Source organism: Kribbella monticola (genome assembly GCF_003261635.1).
Lineage (GTDB): Bacteria > Actinomycetota > Actinomycetes > Propionibacteriales > Kribbellaceae > Kribbella > Kribbella monticola.
Genome location: NZ_QFXK01000030.1, coordinates 107,803 through 130,835 on the forward strand (window position 1 = coordinate 107,803; position 23,033 = coordinate 130,835).

19 protein-coding genes are annotated in these 23,033 nt (G+C 68.4%); 4 read left to right on the forward strand and 15 right to left on the reverse strand.

The features are described 5' to 3' along the window. Positions 1 to 94 precede the first annotated feature (94 nt). Positions 95 to 2,467: a tetratricopeptide repeat protein gene (locus tag DIZ26_RS16905; RefSeq protein ID WP_112242392.1), complete on the forward strand. Its 2,373-nt coding sequence runs from the start codon at positions 95 to 97 to the stop codon at positions 2,465 to 2,467. Here DIZ26_RS16905 and DIZ26_RS16910 read toward each other — a convergent pair. After that, complete coding sequence (locus tag DIZ26_RS16910; protein WP_112242394.1) at positions 2,378 to 3,697, reverse strand: hypothetical protein; 1,320 nt, start codon at positions 3,695 to 3,697, stop codon at positions 2,378 to 2,380. The two genes, DIZ26_RS16905 and DIZ26_RS16910, sit on opposite strands and share 90 nt — an antisense overlap. Before the next feature lie 312 nt (positions 3,698 to 4,009). Here DIZ26_RS16910 and DIZ26_RS16915 point away from each other — a divergent pair, with 312 nt between their 5' ends. Together DIZ26_RS16915 and DIZ26_RS16920 are read left to right on the forward strand one after the other, a co-directional pair. Continuing rightward, positions 4,010 to 5,389 carry a class I tRNA ligase family protein gene (locus tag DIZ26_RS16915; RefSeq protein ID WP_112242396.1) on the forward strand — a complete coding sequence of 460 codons (1,380 nt, stop codon included), beginning with the start codon at positions 4,010 to 4,012 and terminating at the stop codon, positions 5,387 to 5,389. Positions 5,390 to 5,393: 4 nt separating this feature from the next. Beyond that, complete coding sequence (locus DIZ26_RS16920; RefSeq protein ID WP_112242398.1) at positions 5,394 to 5,759, forward strand: hypothetical protein; 366 nt, start codon at positions 5,394 to 5,396, stop codon at positions 5,757 to 5,759. 134 nt (positions 5,760 to 5,893) lie between these two features. Here the strand turns inward: DIZ26_RS16920 and DIZ26_RS16925 are convergent, their stop codons facing one another. The 11 genes from DIZ26_RS16925 to rsmI form a co-directional block, all read right to left on the reverse strand. After that, positions 5,894 to 6,829 (reverse strand): 4-(cytidine 5'-diphospho)-2-C-methyl-D-erythritol kinase, encoded by a 936-nt coding sequence (locus DIZ26_RS16925; RefSeq protein ID WP_112242400.1) that lies wholly within the window; start codon positions 6,827 to 6,829, stop codon positions 5,894 to 5,896. Between the two features lie 32 nt (positions 6,830 to 6,861). After that, a complete protein-coding gene (rsmA, locus tag DIZ26_RS16930; RefSeq protein WP_112242402.1) occupies positions 6,862 to 7,770 on the reverse strand; it encodes a 16S rRNA (adenine(1518)-N(6)/adenine(1519)-N(6))-dimethyltransferase RsmA in 909 nt (302 codons plus the stop codon). A gap of 30 nt (positions 7,771 to 7,800) precedes the next feature. Continuing rightward, positions 7,801 to 8,919, reverse strand: a complete 1,119-nt coding sequence (locus tag DIZ26_RS38605; RefSeq protein ID WP_112242404.1) for a resuscitation-promoting factor — start codon at positions 8,917 to 8,919, stop codon at positions 7,801 to 7,803. Positions 8,920 to 9,136: 217 nt separating this feature from the next. After that, the gene (locus DIZ26_RS16940; RefSeq protein WP_112242406.1) at positions 9,137 to 9,751 is read right to left on the reverse strand and encodes a nitroreductase family protein; all 615 of its coding nucleotides are present in this window, start codon (positions 9,749 to 9,751) and stop codon (positions 9,137 to 9,139) included. Between the two features lie 9 nt (positions 9,752 to 9,760). Further along, a complete protein-coding gene (locus DIZ26_RS16945; protein WP_112242408.1) occupies positions 9,761 to 10,675 on the reverse strand; it encodes a TatD family hydrolase in 915 nt (304 codons plus the stop codon). Between the two features lie 10 nt (positions 10,676 to 10,685). Continuing rightward, a complete protein-coding gene (locus DIZ26_RS16950; protein WP_232828403.1) occupies positions 10,686 to 13,007 on the reverse strand; it encodes a hypothetical protein in 2,322 nt (773 codons plus the stop codon). Positions 13,008 to 13,076: 69 nt separating this feature from the next. Further along, positions 13,077 to 13,505: an SRPBCC domain-containing protein gene (locus DIZ26_RS16955; RefSeq protein ID WP_112242410.1), complete on the reverse strand. Its 429-nt coding sequence runs from the start codon at positions 13,503 to 13,505 to the stop codon at positions 13,077 to 13,079. 78 nt (positions 13,506 to 13,583) lie between these two features. After that, positions 13,584 to 14,996: an ATP-binding protein gene (locus DIZ26_RS16960; RefSeq protein ID WP_112242412.1), complete on the reverse strand. Its 1,413-nt coding sequence runs from the start codon at positions 14,994 to 14,996 to the stop codon at positions 13,584 to 13,586. Positions 14,997 to 15,087: 91 nt separating this feature from the next. After that, positions 15,088 to 15,996: an NADP-dependent oxidoreductase gene (locus DIZ26_RS16965; RefSeq protein WP_112242414.1), complete on the reverse strand. Its 909-nt coding sequence runs from the start codon at positions 15,994 to 15,996 to the stop codon at positions 15,088 to 15,090. A gap of 98 nt (positions 15,997 to 16,094) precedes the next feature. Then, positions 16,095 to 17,666 carry a methionine--tRNA ligase gene (gene metG, locus DIZ26_RS16970; RefSeq protein WP_112242416.1) on the reverse strand — a complete coding sequence of 524 codons (1,572 nt, stop codon included), beginning with the start codon at positions 17,664 to 17,666 and terminating at the stop codon, positions 16,095 to 16,097. Between the two features lie 28 nt (positions 17,667 to 17,694). Beyond that, entirely contained in the window at positions 17,695 to 18,540 is an 846-nt protein-coding gene (gene rsmI, locus DIZ26_RS16975; RefSeq protein ID WP_112242417.1) for a 16S rRNA (cytidine(1402)-2'-O)-methyltransferase, read from the reverse strand. 185 nt (positions 18,541 to 18,725) lie between these two features. Here rsmI and DIZ26_RS16980 point away from each other — a divergent pair, with 185 nt between their 5' ends. Beyond that, entirely contained in the window at positions 18,726 to 20,261 is a 1,536-nt protein-coding gene (locus DIZ26_RS16980) for a dolichyl-phosphate-mannose--protein mannosyltransferase (protein WP_198676160.1), read from the forward strand. 17 nt (positions 20,262 to 20,278) lie between these two features. On the opposite strand, the gene DIZ26_RS16985 is transcribed toward DIZ26_RS16980, so the two are convergent. Genes DIZ26_RS16985 through DIZ26_RS16995 form a run of 3 tightly spaced genes read right to left on the reverse strand, consistent with a single transcriptional unit; the run spans position 20,279 to position 23,033 of the window. Continuing rightward, the gene (locus DIZ26_RS16985) at positions 20,279 to 20,968 is read right to left on the reverse strand and encodes a DUF1707 SHOCT-like domain-containing protein (protein ID WP_112242421.1); all 690 of its coding nucleotides are present in this window, start codon (positions 20,966 to 20,968) and stop codon (positions 20,279 to 20,281) included. Between the two features lie 20 nt (positions 20,969 to 20,988). Then, on the reverse strand, positions 20,989 to 22,218 hold the full coding sequence (locus DIZ26_RS16990) for an MFS transporter (RefSeq protein ID WP_232828404.1): 1,230 nt from the start codon (positions 22,216 to 22,218) through the stop codon (positions 20,989 to 20,991). Further along, on the reverse strand, positions 22,215 to 23,033 hold the full coding sequence (locus tag DIZ26_RS16995) for a Rossmann-like domain-containing protein (RefSeq protein ID WP_112242423.1): 819 nt from the start codon (positions 23,031 to 23,033) through the stop codon (positions 22,215 to 22,217). The genes DIZ26_RS16990 and DIZ26_RS16995 overlap by 4 nt, the downstream gene beginning before the upstream one ends.

Below are 23,033 nucleotides of genomic sequence, written 5' to 3' on the forward strand. Positions count from 1 at the left end.
TCCGGCGGCGACTAGATTTAGGCCGACCCCGCCAACGAGCCACGCCAACGAGCCCTGCAACCGCCCCCGACCCGCCGCCGATCAGGGAGGACCAGTGGAGTTCGCCAGCCTGCTGACCCGCCATCGACGCAGCGCCGGATTGACCCAGGAACTGCTCGCCGAGCGGGCCCGGATGAGCGCCCAGGCCGTCAGCGCGCTCGAACGCGGCATCCGCCAGTTCCCGCGCCGGGCGACCGTGACAGCACTGGCCGACGCGCTGGACCTTTCCCCGCAGGCGCGGGACACCTTCATCGCTGCGGCTGCCCGCCCCCGCGCCCCCCGTCCCGCCGACCCCAGCCCCGGCCCCGCAGCGTCCACGCCGTACCAGCTGCCGACTCCGCTCGCCGATTTCACCGGCCGCGAGGCGGAACTCGGGCAGCTGATCGAGATCCTGTCCGCCGACGGAATCGTCACGGCGGCAGTCGTCGGAATGGGCGGCGTCGGCAAGACCGCCCTCGCGCTCCGAGCGGCTCACTCGCTCCTGGACCGGTTCCCCGACGGTCAGCTGTACCTGAACCTGCACAGTCACGGCTCCGGCGAGCCGATGAGCCAGGTCGACGCACTGACCTACCTGCTGCGCGGCCTCGGCCTGCCACCCGACGAGGTGCCCCGCGATCCGGACCTGGCCGTCGGCCGGCTGCGCACGATCCTGGCCGAGCGCCGCGTGCTCCTCGTCCTCGACGACGCCCAGTCCGCCGAACAGATCCAGCGAATGCTCCCCGGTACCGGCGGTTCCGGCGTGATCATCACCAGCCGGCGCGAATTCGCCGGTGTCGCCTTCCCCGTACTGCGGCTCGCCGTCCTGCCGCCGGCCGACGGGCTCGAACTGCTCCGCCGCATCGCTTCGGCCGACCGGATCGACCCCGATCCCGTGGCGGCCGAGGCCGTTCTCGATGCCTGCGGCTACCTCCCGCTCGCGATCCGGATCGCGGCCGGTCGACTGGTCAGCCGGCCGGCCTGGCCGCTCGCGCACCTGGCCGACCTGCTCGCCGACGAACGCCACCGGCTCGATCAACTGAGCCGCACCGATCACGGCGTACGGGCCAGTTTCGCGCTGTCGATGCGGCAACTGGATCGGAGTACGAACCCGTTGGAGACGCAGGCTGCGGAGGTCTTCGACCAGCTCGGGATCGCGCAGGTCGACGAGTTCTCCACCGATCTGGTGTCCCAGCTCATCGACCTGCCCCAGCGCCGAACAGGAATAGTGCTCGAACAGCTCTGCGATCTGCACCTGCTCGAGGCGACCGCGCCCGGCCGGTACCGATTACACGACCTGCTGCGTACCTATGCCAGGGAGCGTGCCGTGGACCGCTACGGCCAAGCTGAGCAGGCGGCAGCAATCACCCGGATGGTGGATCTGTGCGCGGCCGTGGCCTGGCACTGCGTCGAGTTGGCCCATCCGAATGCCGGCCGGTCGACTTGGTTCGATCCGCGGCCCACCGACAAGACGTCACTGCCTGCTCCGGACGATCTCACCTCCACACTGGCCTGGCTCGACCGCGAGCGAGCCGAACTGGTGGCGCTGACGATCCAGGCCTCCAACACTCCAGGTGTCCCCGGCCGGTCCGTACTTCGGCTGGCGATCGGGCTGGTCGCCTTCTACATCACGCGGGGACACTGGCTCGACTGGCGCAAGGTCATCGAGGCCGCGGTGACCGTGGCGATCACCGAAGGCGACCGGGAAGCCGAGGCGATCCTGCGCAACGACCTCGGCCTCGTGCTGTCGGATGTCGCCCTCTACGGGACAGGTGATTACAGCGATTCCCTTGCCGAGCTGGAGCAAGGGCTGAAGTGGTTCGAGCAGCTGGGCAACCTGCCCGGGATCGCCATGGCGCTGGCGAATCTCAGCCACGTCCTGGAGCAGGCCGGGGACCACGAGAAGGCGATCGGCTTCGCGGACCGCGCACTGGACTGCTATCTGGAGCTGGACGACCCGGTCGGCCAGGCGACAGCGCTGATCAACCTGGGCCAGCTGCACGGCAATCTGGGCCACCGCGTCGAGGAGCGGGACTGCTTCGATCGCAGCATCGCGCTGAGCACGAAGTACGGGCACCAGCGGGCGCTGTCCATCGCCCTGCTGAGATCCGGTATCACCTATCTCGAAGAAGGTCGGCCAGAGCCTGCGGTGGCCGAGCTGCAGCGTTGCGTCGAGGGTTTCGAGTCCCTCGGCAATCAGGTCGGCCTGGCCGAGGGACTTGTCGAACTCGGTCGTGCCCACGAAGCACTGGGCGACCCGGAGACGGCGATCGAGCACTACACCGACGCGTACGAGATCGCGCGCTACTACGACGACGGCGTACGGCGGGAAGCAGCGCTCAGCCGGCTCCGGGAACTGGGGTCACCGCTCGTGGAAGCAGCAGGTGGAGACCGCACCGGTGGCGAGGTTGACGACGGCTCCGTCGAGCTCGCGCGAACCACGGATCCATAGCCCACCGAATCCGTTCGCGACCAGGAAGGCGCCCCACAGCAGCACCCACGGCTCGACGCCGTCCTCGGTCGGGAACAGCTCCGGCGTCGGGTCGATCCGGCGCTGCAGGATGTACGGCGAATCCAGCGCGGCCGCCAATTGCTTCTGCCAGCTCGCCGCATCCGTCTGCCAGCCGAGCACGACGCCTTGGCCGCCGTGCAACGTGGTCGGCTTGAGGACCAGCCGGTTCTGATCGGCCTCGGCGTACTCCATCAGGTCACGCCGCTCACCGTCGACGGTGACCGGTCCCGGCCGGACCATCCGGGTCCAGGGCAGGATGCGGTCGAGGCTGACGAGTTCCTGTTCGGAGTACAGGTGCCGGTTCGCCTCGTCCGAGACGAGTGCCAGCGCGCCCTTGCTGCCGTAGAGCTCGGCGTCCATCGAGGTGAAGATCGAGACGTGACCGAGCTCGGCGGCCCGTAGTACCGGCTCGAGCAGTTCGAGCGCGCCCGGCTTGTGCAGGTCCTCGAGCATGAACAGCCGGAAGATCGTGTCGACCCGGCGGTCGTTCAGCCACAGGTGGTCGTCGCGGAGTTCGAGGCTGTCCACCGAGCACGCGGTGGCGTCGATGCCGTACTTCGCCAGCTCGGCGGCCGACTTGAGCAGCTGCGGTTCGAGCTGCGGGAAGCTGTCGGGGAAGTCCACGATCACGACGAACGGCCGCTCGTCGGTCAGCTCCACCTCGGCGATGATCGTCTGGACCAGCTCGGCCATCGTGTCCTCGAAGACGAGGTCGTGCTCGGTGACGAACTCCTTCACGAACGGCAGGTCGAGCAACGCCCGGTTGAGCATCTGGTTGTCGACACCGCCCGCGGTACTGCCGGTGTTGAGCTCCAGCAGGTGAAACCCGTCGGCATCGCGGTACAGGTCGGCCCGGCCGAATCGGCTCGGCGCCTTCGCGTTCCCGCGCACGACCACCTTCGCCTGCAGCTCGGACAGTCCGACCGCTCGCGCGAACGCGGCCAGATCCCCGCCGTACAGGCGTTCCGGAAGGCTGGTGATGGCGGCGAACAGTACTTCGAGGTCGGTGCTCAGCTCGGCGAGCGGCTCGCGTTCGAGGAACACCGGGCGGGACAGCGAGTTGCCCCAGTACGAGGTGGCGGCGACAGCGTCGCTCACTGCGGCGTGCAGCTCGGCAGGCTTGGGGCCACGATCGGCGGCCGCGGCGAGGTAGTCATCGGTCAGCGTCATCTGGCCCTCCGTGGAGTCACTGGCCCGGCGAAGCGATCGGCACGTCCGGTTGCGGCCGTCGCGTCGGGGCCCTGGCGATGCGGGGGACAGTACAGAGCCTTAAACCGCTCGGCCAGAGGGTTGCCGCAATTGGCCGGCGAATCAAACGCTCATTTGCCGGATTTGAGTTTTCACCCTTGTTTTCAAGGGTTTTCCCGCCTGGCCGAGGCCTCGACACAGGAGTAATCTCGCGGACTGCGACCGCGTCGGTGACCACCGTGACCGGGCTTGTCGCCGCGCCGACCGCCCATCGGACAGGAGTCGAATCGCCAGATGAGTACCTCCACGAAAACCGGTGTCACCGTTGTCATCGTCCCGCCGGCCACCGCCAACGGACCGATGCATGTGGGTCATCTCTCCGGGCCGTACCTGGCCGCGGACATCGCCGCCCGGGCCGCCCGGGCCCGGGGTGAACGAGTCGTCACCACCGCCGGGTTCGACGTCCACCAGAACTGGGTGCTGACGCGCGCCGAGCGCGAAGGTGTCGACGTCGAGAAACTCGCCGCCGGCTTCCGCGAGGAGATCATCGCCGCACTCGATGCCGCCAGGATCTCCTACGACGTCTTCCTCGACCCGCAGAGCGCGGACTACCAGCGCGGCGTCACCACCCTCGCCGCCGATCTGACCGAGGCCGGGCGGTTCCCGATGCGCAAGCTCACGCTGCTCGCGTGCGCCGACTGCAACCGCACCCTGCACCAGTCGTACGTCGTCGGCACCTGCGCCTGGTGCGGCTCGGAGGCGGCCGGTGGCGGCTGCGAAGGATGCGGCGGCTACACGTCCGCCGAGAACCTCGTCGACCCCAAGTGCAACCGCTGCGGCGGAGCGCCCCGGCCGTTCCTCGCCACCGTGCCGGTGCTGCCGATGGAGGACTACCGCGAAGAGATCATGGAGGTCTGGCTCCGCGCCGAACTCCCCGATCGCGCCCGCAAGATCGTCGCGCACTACCTGGAGCGCCGGCTTCCCGACGTACCGATCGCCTATCCGACCAACTGGGGTCTGGCCGGCACCGGCCCGCACGAGGGGCTTCGACTCGAGGTGTACGCCGAGGTCGGGCTGAGCACCTTGCACGGCGTTGCCCAAGGCATCAAACCCGGTGCGCTCGGGCTGGAGGCGACCGCCGAGGCGCTCTCCGAGGTCGATGCGCTCTGGCACTTCAACGGGATCGACAACGGCTTCTACTTCGCGCTGTTCTGGCCGGCCCTCTACCTGGCAGCCGGCCTGTCGCCGGACTCGATCGGCGGCGCGCAGGTGAACGAGTTCTACACCCTCGACGGCGAGAAGTTCTCCACCAGCCGCAACCACGCGATCTGGGCCAACGACTTCCTGACCTCGGAAGACGTTGACGTCGTACGGCTCTACCTCGCCTGGGACCGGCCGGACCGCTTCGCGAGCAACTTCACCCTGTCGGCGTACCGCGAGTTCGAGGCGTACGTTCGCCCGCTCCTCGATGCCGCCCGCGAGCAGGGGTCGCACGACGAGGTCGCCGAACACCCGTTGCCGCCGGTGCTTGCCGAGGCGGAGGTGACCCGCGGCCTCGCGGCCTTGAAGCCACGCGGTTTCGATCCGGCACTCGCAGTACGGGCCGTGCTGACCGGGATGGCAGCCAGCGCGCCTGGTGTCGAGGCGCTCCTGCAGATCCTGACCGGGCGGTGAACTGATGGACGCCCCCGACTACGACGGCCGCATCTTCCGCCCCGTCGGCAACCCGCCCAACGCCCCGACCGGCCGCTACCACCAGAACGGCAAGCTCATCTGGGCCGACTTCGGCGGCGGCAAACTCCACTTCGGCCGCCTGGTCGGCACCTGCGACGCATCCGGCACCATCACCGCCACCTACTGCCAACTAGCCACCGACGGCTCAGTCACCGCCGGCGAGGTCACCAGCGTCCCCGACTACGACGATTCCGGCACCCTGACCCTCACCGAACACTGGCGCCGCCTGGACGGCTCCACCGGCATCTCGGTCATCGAAGAAGTCGACTCTTCCCTCGCCCCACCGTCGCCGGAGTCGCTCACGGGCTAGTACTACGTCCCGCACGCGCTCACCCGTACGTCGAGCGGCGTCCGAGGGGATAGCTCCTCATGTGCGGGTTACCCCACTGCTAGAGGAGTGGGGCAACCCCCACACAAGGAGTTGTCCCACCCCTTGGTTAGCGGTTAGCGGTTGGCGGGGGCCGGGAGGATGCGGGCGCCGGGGACTGGGCCTTCGGCTTGGCGGACCATTCGGCAGAGACCGGATTCGGCGAGGTCTACGGCGAGGTCGACGGCTCGGCGGCTGTCGGCGGCCAGAAACAGACAAGTAGGCCCGGAGCCGGAGATCATTGCGGCGAGGGCGCCTTGGTCGAGGCCGAATTGGAGAGTCGCCGCCAGTTCCGGCCGCAGCGAGAGGGCTGCTGCCTGCATGTCGTTGCTGAGGGCAACGGCGAGCGCTGCGGGCTTGCCCGACAACAAAGCCGACAACAACTCAGGCCGTACTTCGGGCGCCTCGACCCGCCGCAACGGACGAAGGCGATCGAGTTCCTTGAAGACGGCAGGCGTCGACAGACCGCCGTCGGCGATGGCAAACACCCAGTGGAAGGTGCCGCGCGACATCACCTCGGTCACCTGCTCGCCACGACCCCGCCCGAGCGCGGTATGGCCGACCAGGCAGAACGGTACGTCGCTGCCCAACTCCGCCGCGATCCGTTCCAGCTCGGGCTGCGACAACCCGAGACCCCAGAGCCGGTTGCACGCCACCAGCGTCGCCGCGGCGTCGGTGGAGCCGCCGGCCATCCCGCCTGCCACCGGGATGGTTTTGCGGATGCTCAGGTCGACGCCTTCGTCGACGTCGAACTCGACCTGGAGCATCCGGGCCGCGCGGACCGCGAGGTTGGAGTCGTCGGTCGGTACGTCGACGGCGAAGTCGCCGACCACCTCGACGGTGATGGCGGCGTCGTCGCGCAGGGTCGCGGTGACATCGTCGTACAGGGCAACGGCCTGGTAGACGGTCGCGAGCGGATGGAACCCGTCCGGGCGCGGCGGACCGACGGACAGGCCGAGATTGATCTTGGCCGGCGACCGCACCGTGACCTGGGCATTTGGTGGCACGCGCAAACCCTAGGCCATGTCAGCACCAGTTGCCTGTACTACGTGGCGTCGGCCGGAGGTGGCGACTGAGCCTGGTGAGCCGCCCCGGCGATGCGCGCGAATTCTTCGATCCCGAGCATCTCACCCCGCAGCGAGGGGTCGATGCCGGCGGCCTCCAGCACCGCGTCGAGGCGGCCCCGGTCGGGCATCCACCGGGCCAAGGCGGATCGCACGGTCTTGCGGCGTTGCGAGAACGCGCCCTCGATCACGGCGAACACCTCGGCCCGCGTCGCCGGGGTCTCGGGTGCCGGACGACGCGAGAAGGCAACCAATCCGGAGTCCACGTTCGGAGCCGGCCAGAACACGTTCCGCCCGATCGGCCCGGCACGCCGCACCTCGGCGTACCAGGCGGCCTTGGCGGACGGTACGCCGTACGTCCGGGAGCCGGGTGGGGCGGCGAGCCGGTCCGCGACCTCCGACTGGACCATCACGAGCCCGTGCCGCATCGTCGGGGCGATCTCGAGCAGATGCAGCAGGACCGGTACGGCGACGTTGTACGGCAGGTTCGCCACGCAGGCGTCCGGAGCGCCGATCTGCTCGGCCGAGACCGCCATCGCGTCCGCGAGGACGACCGTCAGTGCCGAAGCCTGCCCGGGCGCGTATTCAGCGATCGTCCCGGGCAGTGCGCCGGCCAGCAGTGGGTCGATCTCGACGGCGGTGACCCGGTGGCCATCGGCAAGCAATGCCAGCGTGAGGGAGCCGAGGCCGGGCCCGACCTCGAGCACCGTCTCGCCGGCCGGGGCCAGGTCGGCGGCCCGGACGATCCGGCGCACCGTGTTCGGGTCGATGACGAAGTTCTGGCCGCGCTGCTTGGTGGGCCGGAGCCCGAGCGAGGCGGCCAGTGAACGCACTTCCGCCGGACCGAGGAGTCTCGGTCCGGCGGAAGTGGATGAATCAGCGCTGGTCACACGGGCCAGTCTGGCAGGTCCGGCAGCAGGTCACGCCCGCTTGCCGCACACCGGCCAGGCGCCGTAGCCACCGCGGTCGGCCTTGACCTTTTCCGCGATCGCGATCTGCTGCGCCTTGCTCGCACCGTTGGCGTTGTTCGCGTAGGCGTCGCCGCCGTACGCGACCCAGGTGCCGTGGTCGAACTGCAGGCCGCCGTAGTACCCGTTGCCGCTGTCGATCGACCAGTTGCCGCCGGACTCGCACTCGGCGATCCGGTCCCAGGCGCTGGTGTCACCGCCGGTCGGCGGGGTGCTGGTCTCGCCGGTCGGGGCCTTCTTGGTGCCGACCGTGACGAGCTCGTCGACCGGCGCCGTGATCACCTTGCTGGCGACGATCTTGGTGCTGATCAGCTTGCCGTCGACGTACGTCAGGACCTTGCTGACCGACTTCTTGCCGGCCGTGCCCTTGGCGGTCGTCTTGGTGTCACCCTCGGCCATCGTGGCCGACTTCGTCTCCTTCTTGCCGAAGGCGATCGACTCGACGGTGTTCACCGTCTTGACGTCGACCCGGACGATGGTGATCCGGTTGACCGTGCCGGGCTTGAGCACGGCGGCGGTCCCGGGGGTGATCCGGTCATTGGCGTCGTACGCGACCCCGGCGCCCTTGAGCGCCTCGGCCACGTTCATCGCCATCGACTTCACCTGGACGACCTTGCCGCGCTGGACGAACTGGACGACCTTCGGCGTCCGGACGTCGAGCTCCAGGCCCTGGCGGCCGATCGGCGCGCTGCGGCTGGTGGAGAAGACCGCCGCGGTGTCGTAGCGCAGGCCCAGATCGGCCAGCGCCTCGTTGACGCTGTCCGCCGTGGTCCAGAAAGTCTTCTTGGTGCCGTCGGCGTTCACGATGAGCTGACGGCCGTACTGCACCGCGATCTCCTGGCCGTCCTGGAGTTTCGCATCCAGGGCCGGAGCCACCAGGTCGCGCTCGCCGACCTGGATCTTCTTGGCCTTCAGAGCGTCGGCGACGGTGGAACCGAAGGTGTGCACCTTCTGCACCTGCCCGTCGATCGACAGACTCACGGTCTTGCTCTTCTCGGCATAAGCCACACTGCCGCCCACGACGGCGAACACAGCCGTCGCACCGACGGCCGCGATGATGGACTTGCGCACTAATGCTCCCAGGTAGAGCTACCCGGGCACGGGGTGGGACAGCACTGGCGGACGCCACGTATGCCAGGTTGCAGGGCCTGGAAATCATGGTCTCCGCCGAGGGGCGTGCTGTCCGGAACCTTCCCCGATCCCGGCCAACATCACGAGACAGTAACGAAGAAGTGCCGGAAGCGCCAATCCTCTGGTCGGCGAGTCGCCAAAAGGTGTAGTGGCTCGCTCACTGCTCGTGACGGCCCCAGTGCCCGCGATGCACCACTTCAGCAGTACTGCGGCGCCCTCTCTTCAGCGATGGCGACCGCTTGTCGGGGGCCCGGTACCCGACCGAGATCACCCCGATCGGATCGAACCCGTCCGGTACGCCGAACTCCTCCTTCAACCGGCCGACCTTCTCGGCCGGAGGCCCGAAAAGGCAAGCACCCAAGCCTTCGTCGACCACCGTCTGCAACATCAGCAGGGCCGCCATCCCGGTGTCGACGTACCAGTACGGCGCCGTCCAGTGCGACTCGTCGCGGTCGGTCCAGCCCTTGTCCGGCTCGGTGTACCGGTCGAGGTACGCGTCCTTGTGCGCGAAGGCGAAGATCAGCAGCGGTGCCCGGCGCAGCCCTGTGACCCACTCCACATATTTCGGGTCCGGATCTTCGGCCGCGATCCGCCAATAACGCTCCCGGTCGTCACCTTCGAGGGTCAGGAACGCCCAGCCCTGGCTGAACCCGCCGGACGGGGCCCGCAGGCCGTTCTCCAGGATCCGCTCGCGGACCTCCGCCGGCACCAGCCGGGACGGATCGTAGTTGCGGACCATGCGCCGCCGCCGGACAACCTCACTGAACTCCATGCCGTCTGTCTACCACTTGCCGCCGAAGGCCTGGTCGGCGTTGTTCGACAGGGCTTCGCAGAGTTCGGCGACCGAGATGTTGAGGACGCCGGCCATCTTGCGGACCGTGTGCGGGATCAGGTACGACGCGTTCGGCTGACCGCGATGCGGCGACGGCGTCAGGTACGGCGCGTCGGTCTCCACCAGCACCCGGTCGAGCGGCGTCACGGCGAGCGCGTCGCGCAGCGACTGCGCGTTCTTGAAGGTGACGACGCCCGCGAAGCTGAGGAACGCCCCGCGCTCGACACACTTCCGGGCGAACTCGGTGTCGCCGGAGAAGCAGTGCATCACCAGCCGGTCCGGGACGCCTTCGCGATCCAGTACGGCGAGGATGTCGTCGTGCGCGTCCCGGTCGTGGATCATCAGCGTCTTGCCGAGCCGCTTCGCCAGCTCGATGTGCGCGGCGAACGACTCGTGCTGCGCGGCCCGCCCGTCCTCACCGGTGCGGAAGTAGTCCAGCCCGGTCTCACCGATCACCCGGACCTTGTCGGAGCTACCGGCCAGCCGCTCGATCTCGGCCAGCGCACTGTCGAGTTCACCGGCGGCCTTGAGCCGCGGCGCCTCGTTCGGGTGCAGCGCGACGCCCGCGATCAGGTTCGGGTACTGCTCGGCGGCCTCGACCGCCCAGAGCGCGCCCGGGAGATCGCAGCCGACCTGGACGATCCGGGTCACTCCGACTGATGCGGCCAGCTTGATCGCCTCGGCGGCTCCCAGCCAGGCACCGTCTTCCCCGTCCGCGATGTCCAGGTGGCAGTGCGCGTCGATCACGCTCATCGGCAGCGGATCCGGCACCGCGGGCCGGGTCCGGTCCCTGGACCGCCCGTCCTCTCCGATGGCAGCGCGTTCCCGCGTCGGGCGATCGACCTCCACATTGTCGGTAGACATGAGGCCCAGCCTACTTAAGCCGGTAGATCCGGATGTCGTGATTACTGAAGGCCGGTACGGCGAGCTTGTCGAGCGTCGGCGAGACCGGCCCGGCCCGTAGGTCGGCCACGATCCAGTCCACCCCGACCTGGTTCCTCAGCCGGGTGAGCAACGCCGGTGTCGGCTTCTCGACGGCGTTCAGGCTGTCCTTCAAGCGGTCCGGCCACGGCGGCGGCCGGGTCAGGAAGCTGGTGTCGTAGTCGGCCCCCAGATTCGCCGGCGCATACGCCCAACCGCCGAGATAGAGCCGTACTCCGCTCAACGCCGACACCCAGTACGCGTCCTCCGGGCACCCCGGCCGGTATCGCGCCGGCAGGCAGAACACGTTGCTGACGGCCACATCATCCTTCTTCTTGTGCTTGTGCAGCCACAGCATCGCGTCCTGCTCGTCGCGAGTCAGATAGAGCCGGTTCGTCTCGTTCGGCGCCGGCCGCGGGCTGACCAGATTCTGGAGCGCGGTCCCCACGCTGACGAGCTGCGCCGGCAGACTGGCCGCGATCGTCAGCACGATCACCTGTACGCCGATGGCGGCGGCGGTGCGGGCGCGATTCAGCACCAGGATCACCAGCACCCCTACGACTGCGAGGATCGCGAACGGTACCAGCAGACCAGTGAGAGCTCGCGCCACGGTGTGAACGCCTGGCTTCACAGGCCAGTAGAGGAACAGAGCGCTCGCGGTGAGCGCTCCTGCCCACGCGGTGACCACCAGGCTCAGCAGGTCCTGCCGCCGGGCAAGATTGGCGCCGATGGCAACGACCGCGACGGTGCCGAGAGCAAGGACGGCAGTGAGGAAGTAGTACTCCGAATAGCCGGTGTGCGACAGCATCAAGGTGATGCCGACCCCGGCCAGCACACATCCCCCACTCCACCAGTACGCCGGATCGCGGCGTACCGGGGTGATCGACCAGCCCAGCAAGGCGAGCAGCCTCGGGGTCTCGGTGACCAGGTACCAGGTGACGAGGGTCGCGATGAACAGGATCATTCGCGGATCGCCGGATGCCACGGCCTGGATGAACCACCCGCCGGTGGCCGGCAGCGACAGGTCACCGGTCACGGCCTGGTAGTAGGGCTGAACCCTCATGGCCGCGAAGAACTGGACCCTGCTTCCCCCCGAACTGCCGATCAGCGTGAAGGAAGATGCCAAGAGCAACAATCCCGCCAGGCCCACCAGGACGACGATCCGCCAGGGCGGCCGGCGGTCCGTCAGCCAGCTGAACGTTCCCGCGCAGAAGAACCCGACCACCATGATCGGCAGCAGCGTCGGTTTCGTACCACCGGCGAGCGCGAGCATCAAGACCATGGCCGCCCAGGCACCCGGACCGGCCTGCCTGCGCAGGATGAGCACCGTCGGTCCTACCAGCCCGAGCAGCACGACCGCCGCCATCGTCCCGGTCGGCGACTGAACCGACTGTGCCCCTGCCATGTTGACCGACGGCGACGACGCCAACTGCAGCCCACCAGGCAGAACTGCGGCCAGCGCTCCGGCGATCGGGGCTACCCAGTGCCGTTCGCTGAGCGCCTCACCGGCTGCCCAACTGACCAGGACGAGCGTGAGCACCATCGTGATCGGCCACTGATGAAGGAGCACCTGCGGCGGATCCACGTCCGACATCACCGACCCGCTCGCCATCGAAGCCGTCGCGAACCAGTGGTAGATCAGCGGCTCACCGAGAACCGACGGATCGGGCGGTGGAACGTGCTCGGTGAGAACCTGCGCGATCCCGAGCTGGTACCAGATGTCCTGGCTGCGGACGGCGGCTTCCGGCGGAAGTGGAAGTTGCCGGAGCAGGGCGGCGACAGTTCGCAGTACGGCAAGAATCAGGCTTGTCACCAGCAGCGCGTGCCACCAGCGAGGAGGGGCGGTCGCCGTTGCCCGCAGGCCCAGGTTGGGCCGGAGCGCAGGGACGAGAACGAAGGTGAGTACGAGCAGCGCGGCCGCCGCCCATTGGAGGAGCGGCATGCCGATCGCGGTACAGATCGCCCAGGTCGCCAACTGCCAGGCGAGGCCGAGAACGGCACCGAACCCCAGGTCCTGGGTGACCGATCGTCCGCCGGCCAGGGCGCGCCAGAGCAGGGTGCCGGGAAACAGGACGGCCAGTAGCCAGGTGATGAAGAAGCGGATGCTCTCGCCGCCGGAATCGCCGAGCCAGGCGAGCAGCAGGACGGCCGTGATCGGGACCAGCAGCCACCAGCCGACCAGTCCGAGCCCGAGCTCCGGTCCTGGCCGGGTGGTCGTCGTGGCGGGTCCCGGCCGGGCGGGCGCCGCGCCGCCGACCACCGTCGTACCGGTCATCACGGCTAGTGTCCCGTAAGCCGGGGCCTGGCGATGCCCAGGACGTGCCTGGTACGACGGTCGGCCGGGTCAGCCGCGTTCCGCGGCCTCTTTCACACCCTTCACGAGCATCTCCCACATCCCGCGCGAGTGCTCGGCCTCCTCCTCGCTGGCGTTGTTGTCCTGGCTGAGGGACAGGTGCGTCGTCGTACCGCGATCGTCCAGCTCGTAGGTGAGCGTGTGGTAGTTCTCCGGCTCGTCCGGCTGCCCACTCAACGGGCTGTAGTGCGTCACCTTCAGCAACCGCCCGGGCTCCACCGCGAGAACCTCACCCCTGTCCTCGTAGTCCTTGCCCTCGTACACGCCCTGCCAGGTGATCGGACTCCCCGGCTCCCAGTCGGTCTTCACCTCGGCCCCGAACATGAACTTCTTGATCTGCTCGGGATCCGTCAGCACATCCCATACCTGATCCGGCGAAGCACTGATCTCCGCCTCAGCCGTAGCCACATACCCAGTCACGATTCCGAACTCCTCTCGTCCCCCCAGACGCTAACCCCGCCCTCCCAAGTACCTCTTGTAAGAAAGCGTCAAACAGGCTCACCAGGCAGCGAGAAGGTCTTCCGGACCGAACGTGGCCTCCAGCCCAGCACAGGAGATGCCTGCGCGACTGACCGCCACCAGCGGAACAGGCTCGTTGGTGAGGGCGGCGCGATGTCTTTGCAAAGCGATCAGGTCGTGCGCGTCGAACTTGTTCTGCTCGAGCCATTTGATCGAGCCGACGAAGTACAGCTCTTTGGCGACCGGTTCACGATCGGCACCGACGAGATCGATCTCGACGTCGTTGCTCCTGGTCCAGTAGGCGCCGACCACCGGCGTGGCCGGAAGATCGCCCACCGGGAGCAGTCGAGCCAGCGACTCGCGAACCAGCGGCTCGACTGCCCGGCCGCGCCAACTGGTCCACCCCGTCTTGATCCTGGCCAGCGTCAGGTCACCGCGCAGCCGTTCGATCTCGGCCATGTACGGATCCACGAAATTCAGCCAGAACCGCAGGTATGGATCGGCGATCCGGTAGCGCCGTTCCTTGGAAGGGCGCAGCGACAGCGGCAGCTCGGCCGCCACGATCCGTTTGTCGATCAGTAGCTCGAGTGCTCTGGTCAACGTCGAGTGCGAGATGCCACCGGCGGCCCTCGCGATGTTGGTGAAGGTCCGCTCACCGGTCCCGATGGCGCGTAGTACCTCCGTCCCCATCGCCTGTGGCGGGAACTCGGCAGCCAGGGAACGCTCGGCAGAGACCAGCAGGGCCGCCGTCGGATCCGCCAGCGATTTCGCCAGGAATCTCCAGTGCGACGCACCCCTCGGCCATTCCCGGCAGATCAGCGGCAGGCCGCCGGTGATCAGGGCCGCGTCGAAGGCGACGGCCGGCGACAGGTCGAGCATGTCCGCCAGATCGGCGGGACTGAGCGGACCGACGACCATCTCCCGGCCGCGCTGATGAAAGGGCCGGTCGTAGCTGTTCAGGGCTTCCATCATGGACAGGTCGGATCCGATCAACAGCAGCAGCACCGGCTTACGGCTGAACAGCCGGTCCCAGGTGCGCTGCAGGATGCCCTCGAACGCGTCGACCCGATCCATCAAGTACGGCACTTCGTCGATCACCAGGACGCTCGGCCGGTCGTCCGGCAGCACCTCGGCCAGTAAGCGAAGCGCCGCACTCCATTGGTCCGGCCGCTCGTCGGCGAAAAGGGCGCGGTCAGGCAAGGTCGACTCGGCCACCACCTCGGCCAACTCGGCCAACTCCAGGTCGGCTGGTAGACCGGCTGCGGTGAAGAAGACGGCCGGTACGTCAGCACGTCTGAGGAACTCCTCGACCAGGCTGGACTTGCCCACCCGCCTGCGACCCCGGATCAGGACGCAGCGGCCCGGCTGTGCGGAGGTCCGGCCGGCCTGCACCTCGGCCAGCGTGTCCTGCAGCACCCGCAGCTCCCGCGCTCGCCCCACAAAGCGGTCCACCAGCGGAACCTCCCGATGCAAGAATACTTCCGATGAAGATAGTACCAACAGAGATACTATCTCCGTTGGTACTATCTTCGCGCGGTACTTGTCAGGGTTTGAGGACGAGTTTGCCCTTGGGGTGGCCGGATTCGGAGATTTCGGCGGCTTTGGGGGCGTCGGTGAAGGGGAAGGTTTCGGCGATCTTCAGTTTGAGCTTGCCGGTGGCGGCGAGGTCGAGTTGCTCGCGGAGGCCGGCTGCCTGGAGCTCGGGTGGGGTGCCGCCGGCGGAGAAGGTGATGCCGTGGTCGGCGGCGGTGGGGTCGGCGATGGTGACGATGCGGTCGGTGCCGCCGCGGAGTTCGATGGAGTCCGGGAGGGCGCCCTTGCCGGCGACGTCGTAGACCGCGTCGATGCCCTGCGGTGCGACCTCGCGGACCCGGTCGACGAGACCTTCGCCGTACGTGACCGGGACGGCGCCGAGCGAGCGCAGGTAGTCGTGGTTCGCCTCGGCGGCGGTGCCGATCACGGTCGCGCCGAGCGCCAGTGCGAGCTGGACGCCTACTGCGCCGACGCCGCCGGCCGCGCCGTGGATCAGGACGGTCTCGCCGGCCTTCAGCTCGAGCAGGCGAAGCGCTCTTGCGGACGTCTCACCGGCGACTGGAAGCGCCACAGCCTCTTCGAACGACACCTCGGCGGGCTTCTTGGCAATGGCACCGGCCAGGGTGTACTCGGCGAACGTGCCGGTCTTGCCCCACCCGACGACCTCGTCGCCCACTACGAAGTCGGTGCCCCCTTCACCGACCTCGTCCACCACACCCGCGACCTCGAAGCCCGGTACGACGGGGAACACGGCGGCGTCCGCGTTGAACCAGCCCCGGCGCAGCTTGTAGTCCATCGGGTTCACCCCGGCGGCGCGGACCGCGATCCGGACCTCGCCCGGTCCCGCGTGCGGCTCCTCGATCTCGAGCGTGTGGAGTACCTCAGGACCACCGAACTCTTCGTACACGACCGCCTGCATGAGAAACCTCCGCTGAAGATGGTTGATGCTTCAAGTTTGTGTTACTTGAAGCATCAACCGCTCGCTGCAGCGGAGGTATTCCCGTTCGGCCCAGAAACTTATGCTTCGACCTCGGCGAGGCGGGGGAAGAGGGCGTCGCCCTTGACCAGGACCGAGCCCGCAGGGAGCTGCCCCCAGGTGCCGGCGTCCTGGACGCGCTGGTCCGCCAGCGGGCCGAGCTTGGCGTCGGCGCCGAGCAGGGTCCACAGCTTGGCGGCCGTCTTCGGCATCGTCGGGTTGTGCAGCACCGCGACAGCGCGTAGTACCTCGGCCGAGGTGTAGAGAATGGTCGCCAGCCGGTCGCGCTGGGCTTCGTCCTTCGCGACCTTCCACGGCTCCTGCTCCGAGACGTACCCGTTGACCGCCCCGACCAGGTCGTTGATCGCCGTCAGTGCTTCCTGGAAGGCGAGCGTGTCGATCGCCTTGTCCGCGGTCGCGACCGTCTCGGCGAGCTTGTCGGCCAGCGCCTGCTCGGCCGGCCCGTGGTCGGTCGCCTCGGGCAGCTCGCCGTCGAAGTACTTGCCGACCATCGCGGCGATCCGGCTGGCCAGGTTGCCCAGGCCGTTCGCCAGCTCCGAGGTGTAGACCGCGTTCAGGTGCTCCCAGGAGAACGAGCCGTCCGACCCGAACTGGATCGTGCGCAGGAAGTAATACCGGAACGCGTCGGAGCCGAAGTGGTCGGTGATCTCGTTCGGCGCGATCGCGGTCAGCTTCGACTTGCTCATCTTCTCGCCGCCGACCAGCAGCCAGCCGTGCGCGAAGACCTGCTTCGGTACGGCGACCCCCGCGGCCATCAGCATCGCCGGCCAGATCACCGCGTGGAACCGCAGGATGTCCTTGCCGACCAGGTGCACGTCGACCGGCCAGAGCTGCTCGAAGCGCTCCGGGTCGGTGCCGTAGCCCGCGGCCGTCACGTAGTTGAGCAGCGCGTCGATCCAGACATAGAGCACGTGCTCCTCGTCCCAGGGCACCGGAATGCCCCAGTCGAAGGTGGACCGGGTGATCGAGAGATCCTGCAGCCCCTGCTTCACGAACGAGATGACCTCGTTGCGCGCGCTCGCCGGCGCGACGAAGTCCGGCTGCGACTCGTACAACTCGATCAGCCGGTCGGCGTACGCGGACAGTTTGAAGAAGTAGTTCGTCTCCGAGACCGTCTCCAGCTCGGTGCCGTGGATCATGCAGCGCTGGGTGCCGTCTTCGTCGGTGCGGATGTCCGTCGGCAGCTTGAACTCCTCGCAGCCGACGCAGTACAGGCCTTCGTACTCGCCCTTGTAGACGTCGCCCTTGTCGTAGAGCGTCTGCCAGAAGTCGCGGACCCGGTCGGTGTGCCGCTTCTCGGTGGTCCGGATGAAGTCGTCGTAGTCGATGTCGACGTCGACCCAGGCCGGCTTCCAGGACTCCTCGACCAGCTTGTCAGTCCACGCCTGCGGGGACATGCCCTGCGCCTCAGCGCTGCGCATCACCTTCTCGCCGTGCTCGTCGGTACCGGTCAGGTACCACTTGCGCTCGCCCCGCTGGGCGTGCCAACGGGTCAGGACGTCCCCGGCCACCGTCGTGTAGGCGCTGCCGATGTGCGGCGGAGCCGTGACGTAGTAGATCGGGGTGGTGACGTAAAAGGACTTCTCCGGCATGCCTCAAGCGTAGTCGGGCGTGCCACTGTTATTTACCAGGGTGCCGGGCAGCCAGTACGGCGTCGTACACCGTCCGCTTGGGCACTCCGAAGCGCTTGGCGACGTCTGAGATCGCCTCCTTGCGCGGCGTACCAGCCTCTTCGTCGGCGGCCACCTCCGCAGCCAGCTCGTCCGGGCCGAGCTCGCGAGCCGACGGGTCGGCCCCGGCGACGACGACGGTGATCTCGCCGCGGACCCCGTCGACAGCCCACTCGGCCAGCTCGGCCGCGGTCCCCCGTTTGACCTCTTCATAGGTCTTGGTCAGCTCACGACACACCGCCGTACGCCGGTCCGCGCCGAACGCCTCGGCCATGTTCTCCAGCGAGGCGGCCAGCCGATGCGGCGCCTCGAAGAACACCATCGTGCGCGGCTCCTTCGCCAGCTCCCGCAACCGCTTCGTCCGCTCACCGGGCTTGCGCGGCAGAAACCCCTCGAAGGTGAACCGGTCCACCGGCAAGCCCGACAACGCCAGCGCGGTGAGTACTGCGGACGGCCCCGGTACGGCGGTCACGTGGATCTCCGCCTCGATCGCGGCCGCCACCAACCGGTACCCCGGATCCGAGACGCTCGGCATCCCCGCGTCCGTCACCACCACCACGGTCTGCCCCTCGAGCAGCGCTGCCACCAGTTCGGGCGTCCGCTCGCGCTCGTTCCCCTCGAAGAAGCTCAGCACCCGCCCCTGGACGACGATCCCGAGCTCCGTCGTCAGCCGCCGCAGCCGCCGCGTGTCTTCCGCGGCCACCACGTCGGCCTCCCCCAGCACCCGCGCCAACCGTGCCGACGCGTCCCCCAGATCCCCAATAGGAGTCCCCGCCAACACCAATCGCCCGGTCATGGAGCCATCCTCGCAGCCGGTCGAGGCAGTGTCGGGACGCGGTGGTATCCCGGGCTCCGTACGATGGCCGCGTGACTGCTGTGATCGATGACGACACCGCGACGGCCGCCGAGGTGCGCGAGACGCTCGGACGCGACGTCCAGGGGCGCCGGCTGCCGCCGCTGAAGCAGCGGTTGTACCCGCCGATGCCGCGCGATTTCGAGGGCGGCTGGATCGCCACCCTCGCAATCACCGCGATGGCCGCGATCCTGCGGTTCTGGAACCTCGGCAACCCGGTGAAATTCGTCTTCGACGAGACCTACTACGCCAAGGACGCGTACTCGCTGCTCAAGCACGGGTACGCCCTGCAGTTCATCGACAAGCCCGAAGGGGCCGCCGACAAGGCGATCCTGGCCGGCAACCTGGACGTCTTCAAGACCACCCCGAGCCTGACCGTGCATCCCGAGGTCGGCAAGTGGATGATCGCCGCCGGTGAGCAGTTGTTCGGGATGAACACGTTCGGCTGGCGGTTCATGCCGGCCCTGTTCGGCACCCTGACCGTCCTGCTGCTGATCCGGGTCGTCCGCCGGATGACCCGGTCGACGCTGATCGGCTGTGTCGCGGGACTCCTGCTCGCCGTCGACGGCCTGCACTTCGTGATGTCGCGGGTCGCCCTGCTCGACATCTTCCTGGCCTTCTGGCTGGTCGCCGCGGTCTCCTGCCTGGTCGCCGATCGGGACTGGAGCCGGCGCCGGCTGGCCGACTCGCTGGACCAGAAGGCCGAGGGCGCGGTCGGCCGGCTGATGCTGATCCGCCCCTGGCGCCTCGCGGCCGGCATCTGTTTCGGTCTCGCGCTCGGCACCAAGTGGAGCGCTGTCTGGGTGATGGCCGGGTTCGGGCTGCTGGTCTTCGCCTGGGATCTCGGCGCGCGCCGGATGATCGGCGTACGCCATGCGTTCTGGAAGTCGGCGCTGGTCGACGGCCTTCCCGCGTTCTTCAGCATCGTGCTGGTCGCGGGCATCACCTACACGGCGACCTGGACCGGCTGGCTGCTGCACGACAACGCCTACGACCACGACTACGCCTCCAAGAACCCGGCGCACGGCGTGATGAAGGTGGTTCCGGACGACTTCCGGTCGCTGATCCACTACCACCAGGAAGTGCTGGCCTTCCACACCGGCGACTACATCAGGCACGCCACCCACCCGTACCAGTCGCACCCGGCCGGCTGGCCGATCATCGCCCGCCCGATCGGCTTCGACGCGGTGAACGACATCAAGCCCGGCCAGCCAGGCTGCAACACCACGAACCAGAACTGCCTGTCGGTCATCTCCGCGGTCGGTACGCCGTTGCTGTGGTGGGGCGGTGCCCTGGCCCTGCTCGCGGCTCTGGTGCTGTGGGTCGGCCAGCGGGACTGGCGGTTCGGCGTGGCCGTCGTCGGCTTCTTCACCTGCTGGGTGCCATGGTTCGCCTTCGACGACCGGCCGATCTTCTTTTTCTACGCGGTCACGATGATCCCGTTCACGGTGATCGCGCTGTCCCTCGTGCTCGGTAAGATCCTCGGCCCGGCCCGGACGGCGATGCAGGCCGCTACCCCGCGGCGGCTGATCGGCAGCGCGGTGGTCGGCGCCTTCGTCGTCCTGGTCGTGCTCAACTTCGCCTACATCTGGCCGATCCTGACCGACAAGGTGCTGCCGCACTCGGCCTGGCTCAACCGCATGTGGTTCAAGTCCTGGATCTAGCGGCCGGCTCCGACCGCTCAGTGCCCTAGCTGTCCGTGGCCCCTGTTGCGGTGGCGATCGCGGTTGCGATCGCGGTTGCGGTGCCGGCGGGAGCTGCTCTGGCCGCCGACGCCGCCGAACAGGGCGAGGCCCTTGACCACGACGGTCGGCGCGTTCGGGTCGGGATCGTCACCGCCGCGGGCCGCGAACCCGCCGAAGATGCCGACGCCCTCGTTGCGGACGTTGACGCTGTCCGGCACGGTGATGTCGACGCCGCCGAAGATCGCGATCGCCCAGATCGTCACCTCGCGACCCTCGAAGACGGCATCGGTCATGTCGAGGTCGTAGCCACCGAAGATGCACAGCGCGTTGGTCCGGCGCTTGACCCGCCAGCGGCCTCTGCGCTCGCCGCCACCGAAGATGCCCACCAGGGTCTCGAAGCTGTCGGCCGGATTGGCCGGCTCCTCGATCGGTACCGGGCTGTTCGAGGGCACGGCCGTCGCGGCCGGGCGGAAGGGTTGCCCCGGCACGGCCAGATCCTGCGTGATCGGCTCGAGCTCACCGATCGTGCGCGCCTTCAGCGTCTGCTCCAGCCGCTCCGCGTGCTCGTCCTGCGTCAGCCGCCCGGTCATCAGCGCATCCCGCAACACCTCGACGACCTGGTCGCGGTCGGTGTCGGAGGCGCGCAGGTGCGCGTGCGGATTGTGAGGCTCGGGCAGGTTGTCCATGAGACCGAACGATAGTCCTCCTAGGCGCGCACCCGGAACGCAAAAACCAGAGCTACGAGGGTGATCGAAGCGAAAGCCAGGGCCGTACCGGGGTAACCCCCGAGGCCCAGACCGAGACCGCCGACCGCCGCGCCCAGGAACACCCCAAGACTCATCCCGGCGGCGTTCATCCCCAACGCCGATCCGCGCAGCTCACCACTGCGCCGGACGAGCAAGGTCGTGACGCAGGCGGCGACCGTCGCATGGCCGGCACCCATCAAGGCGGTCAGCACCAGCGTCGACGGCAAGGTCGGCGAGAAGTAGAAGGCGGTGACGCTGACGAGCGCGACGCCCACGCCGAGGACGAGCAGCTTCTCCGGACCGATCCACGGCCGCTCGAGCGCGAGGTACCGGCCGGCGAAGAGGTTGCCGAGGAAGAACGAAGCCCCGCTGAGCGACCAGACCAGCGCGAACCACCCCGGCGCCAGGTCGAACTTGTCGTCGTAGAACGCTGCCAGGTAAGCCAGATAGCCCATGAAAGCGGCCGTCCGCAGCAGCGCCACCGCGAGCAGCGGAAGTGCACCCGGGATCCGCGCCAACGCCCGGTATGTCGCGACGTACCCGGGTCTGCCGCCATCCGGACGGACCGGCGCCGTCCGTCCACGGCCACGCCAGAAGAACGCCGTCGACAACGCCAGCGAGAGCGCCGAGGCAGCCAGCAGGTTCCCCCGCCACCCCCACACCAGACCCGGTACGGCGAGCACCGGTGCGGCCAGCATCGCCATCATCGACGTGGTCGCCGAGACCAGCGTGGCAGCACGCCCGGCCGCGGCCGGCGACTTGAACCTGTCGGCGGCGGCCGCGCCGATCGACGGCCCGAGGATCGAGGTCGATGCCCCGATCAGCAAACAGAACGCGGCCAGCGCGAAGAAGTTGCCGATAGCACCCAATGCCGCCGAGAGGCCCAGCAGCGCAAGACCCCCGGCGGCCACGAGCTCACGAGCCAGTCGATCGATCAGCGGCGCCACGGCGACGCCGACGATCAGTGCGGCCAGTCCACCGAGCCCCCGCAGCCCGCCGATCTCCGCCACTTTCCCGTCCGCGGCGGCCGCGATCGGCACCAGATACATCCCGAACACGGTGAAGGGAATCAGGCTGACCGTCGAGGCCAGCAGGAACGGCCACAACCGCTTCACCATCCGCCAGTCGCCCGGCACCTCGGTCGATGCCGCGAGTGCTTTCGATGGGAGCGTCGGGTTGTCGGTGCTCACGGCCGTACATCTCCGTCCTGCGAGTGATAGCGGTACAAGCTCGTCGGGCGGGAGCTGAACTGGGAAAAGGGAAACGGCTCCGCGGACAACGCGGTGACACCGGACCCGAGGAAGGCGCGGACCACCGCACTTCCAGTCTGAGCATAGACGGCCAGCGGCTTCGATTGCTCACGGCAACTGTTGAGGAGTACGTCGAAACTCCCGTTGCTCAAGGTCATCCCGGTCGCGACGACAGCATCCGCAGCGTCGACCACCGCCGTCATGTCGCGAGAAACCGGCAGCCCGGAGGCCGTCCGCGCCAGGTTGAAATCGCACGGCAGACAGCTTCCGCCGCGTTCGGTGATCGCGTCGACCAGCGGGTTGACGACCCCGATCAACGCGACCTTCGCGCCCGGCCGAACGTCCAGGAGACCCGCGACCGCGGCATCCCGGGCCCGCGCGCGAACATCCGGCGTACCGGCCGGCAGGACGATCTCTTCGGCATCAGGAGCGACGTGGTGTGGCTCGACGGCGGCCAGGTAGGCGTCGAGGGCGGCGATCCGGACCGGGAGCGGTGCGTCGCCGATCAGTTGGTCCAGGGAGAGGCCGGAGGCCTCCTCGCAGTACGCGGGGTCCAGCTCGCCAGGCTCGAAGGAGCAGGCGCCGAAGACCTCGCCGACCCGCAACAGCACGTAGTAGTTCCGGTAGGTGACGTCGGCGCCCGGCAGGCGGGTGGTGTGGTGAAGCCAGAAGGCGCTGATCACCGACAAGTCGGCGGGCGCTGGTCCGCGTTCGCCCGCTAGGACGGATGCGGCGAGGGTGGCAACAGAGGTCAT

Coding starts and splice junctions, on each gene's coding strand:
- DIZ26_RS16910 (WP_112242394.1), bottom strand. CDS start 3,697: ATGACGCTGACCGATGACTACCTCGCCGCGGCCGCCGATCGTGGCCCC.
- DIZ26_RS16915 (WP_112242396.1), top strand. CDS start 4,010: ATGAGTACCTCCACGAAAACCGGTGTCACCGTTGTCATCGTCCCGCCG.
- DIZ26_RS16920 (WP_112242398.1), top strand. CDS start 5,394: ATGGACGCCCCCGACTACGACGGCCGCATCTTCCGCCCCGTCGGCAAC.
- DIZ26_RS16940 (WP_112242406.1), bottom strand. CDS start 9,751: ATGGAGTTCAGTGAGGTTGTCCGGCGGCGGCGCATGGTCCGCAACTAC.
- DIZ26_RS16945 (WP_112242408.1), bottom strand. CDS start 10,675: ATGTCTACCGACAATGTGGAGGTCGATCGCCCGACGCGGGAACGCGCT.
- DIZ26_RS16950 (WP_232828403.1), bottom strand. CDS start 13,007: ATGACCGGTACGACGGTGGTCGGCGGCGCGGCGCCCGCCCGGCCGGGA.
- DIZ26_RS16965 (WP_112242414.1), bottom strand. CDS start 15,996: ATGCAGGCGGTCGTGTACGAAGAGTTCGGTGGTCCTGAGGTACTCCAC.
- metG (WP_112242416.1), bottom strand. CDS start 17,666: ATGCCGGAGAAGTCCTTTTACGTCACCACCCCGATCTACTACGTCACG.
- rsmI (WP_112242417.1), bottom strand. CDS start 18,540: ATGACCGGGCGATTGGTGTTGGCGGGGACTCCTATTGGGGATCTGGGG.
- DIZ26_RS16980 (WP_198676160.1), top strand. CDS start 18,726: ATGCCGCGCGATTTCGAGGGCGGCTGGATCGCCACCCTCGCAATCACC.
- DIZ26_RS16985 (WP_112242421.1), bottom strand. CDS start 20,968: ATGGACAACCTGCCCGAGCCTCACAATCCGCACGCGCACCTGCGCGCC.
- DIZ26_RS16995 (WP_112242423.1), bottom strand. CDS start 23,033: ATGACCTCTGTTGCCACCCTCGCCGCATCCGTCCTAGCGGGCGAACGC.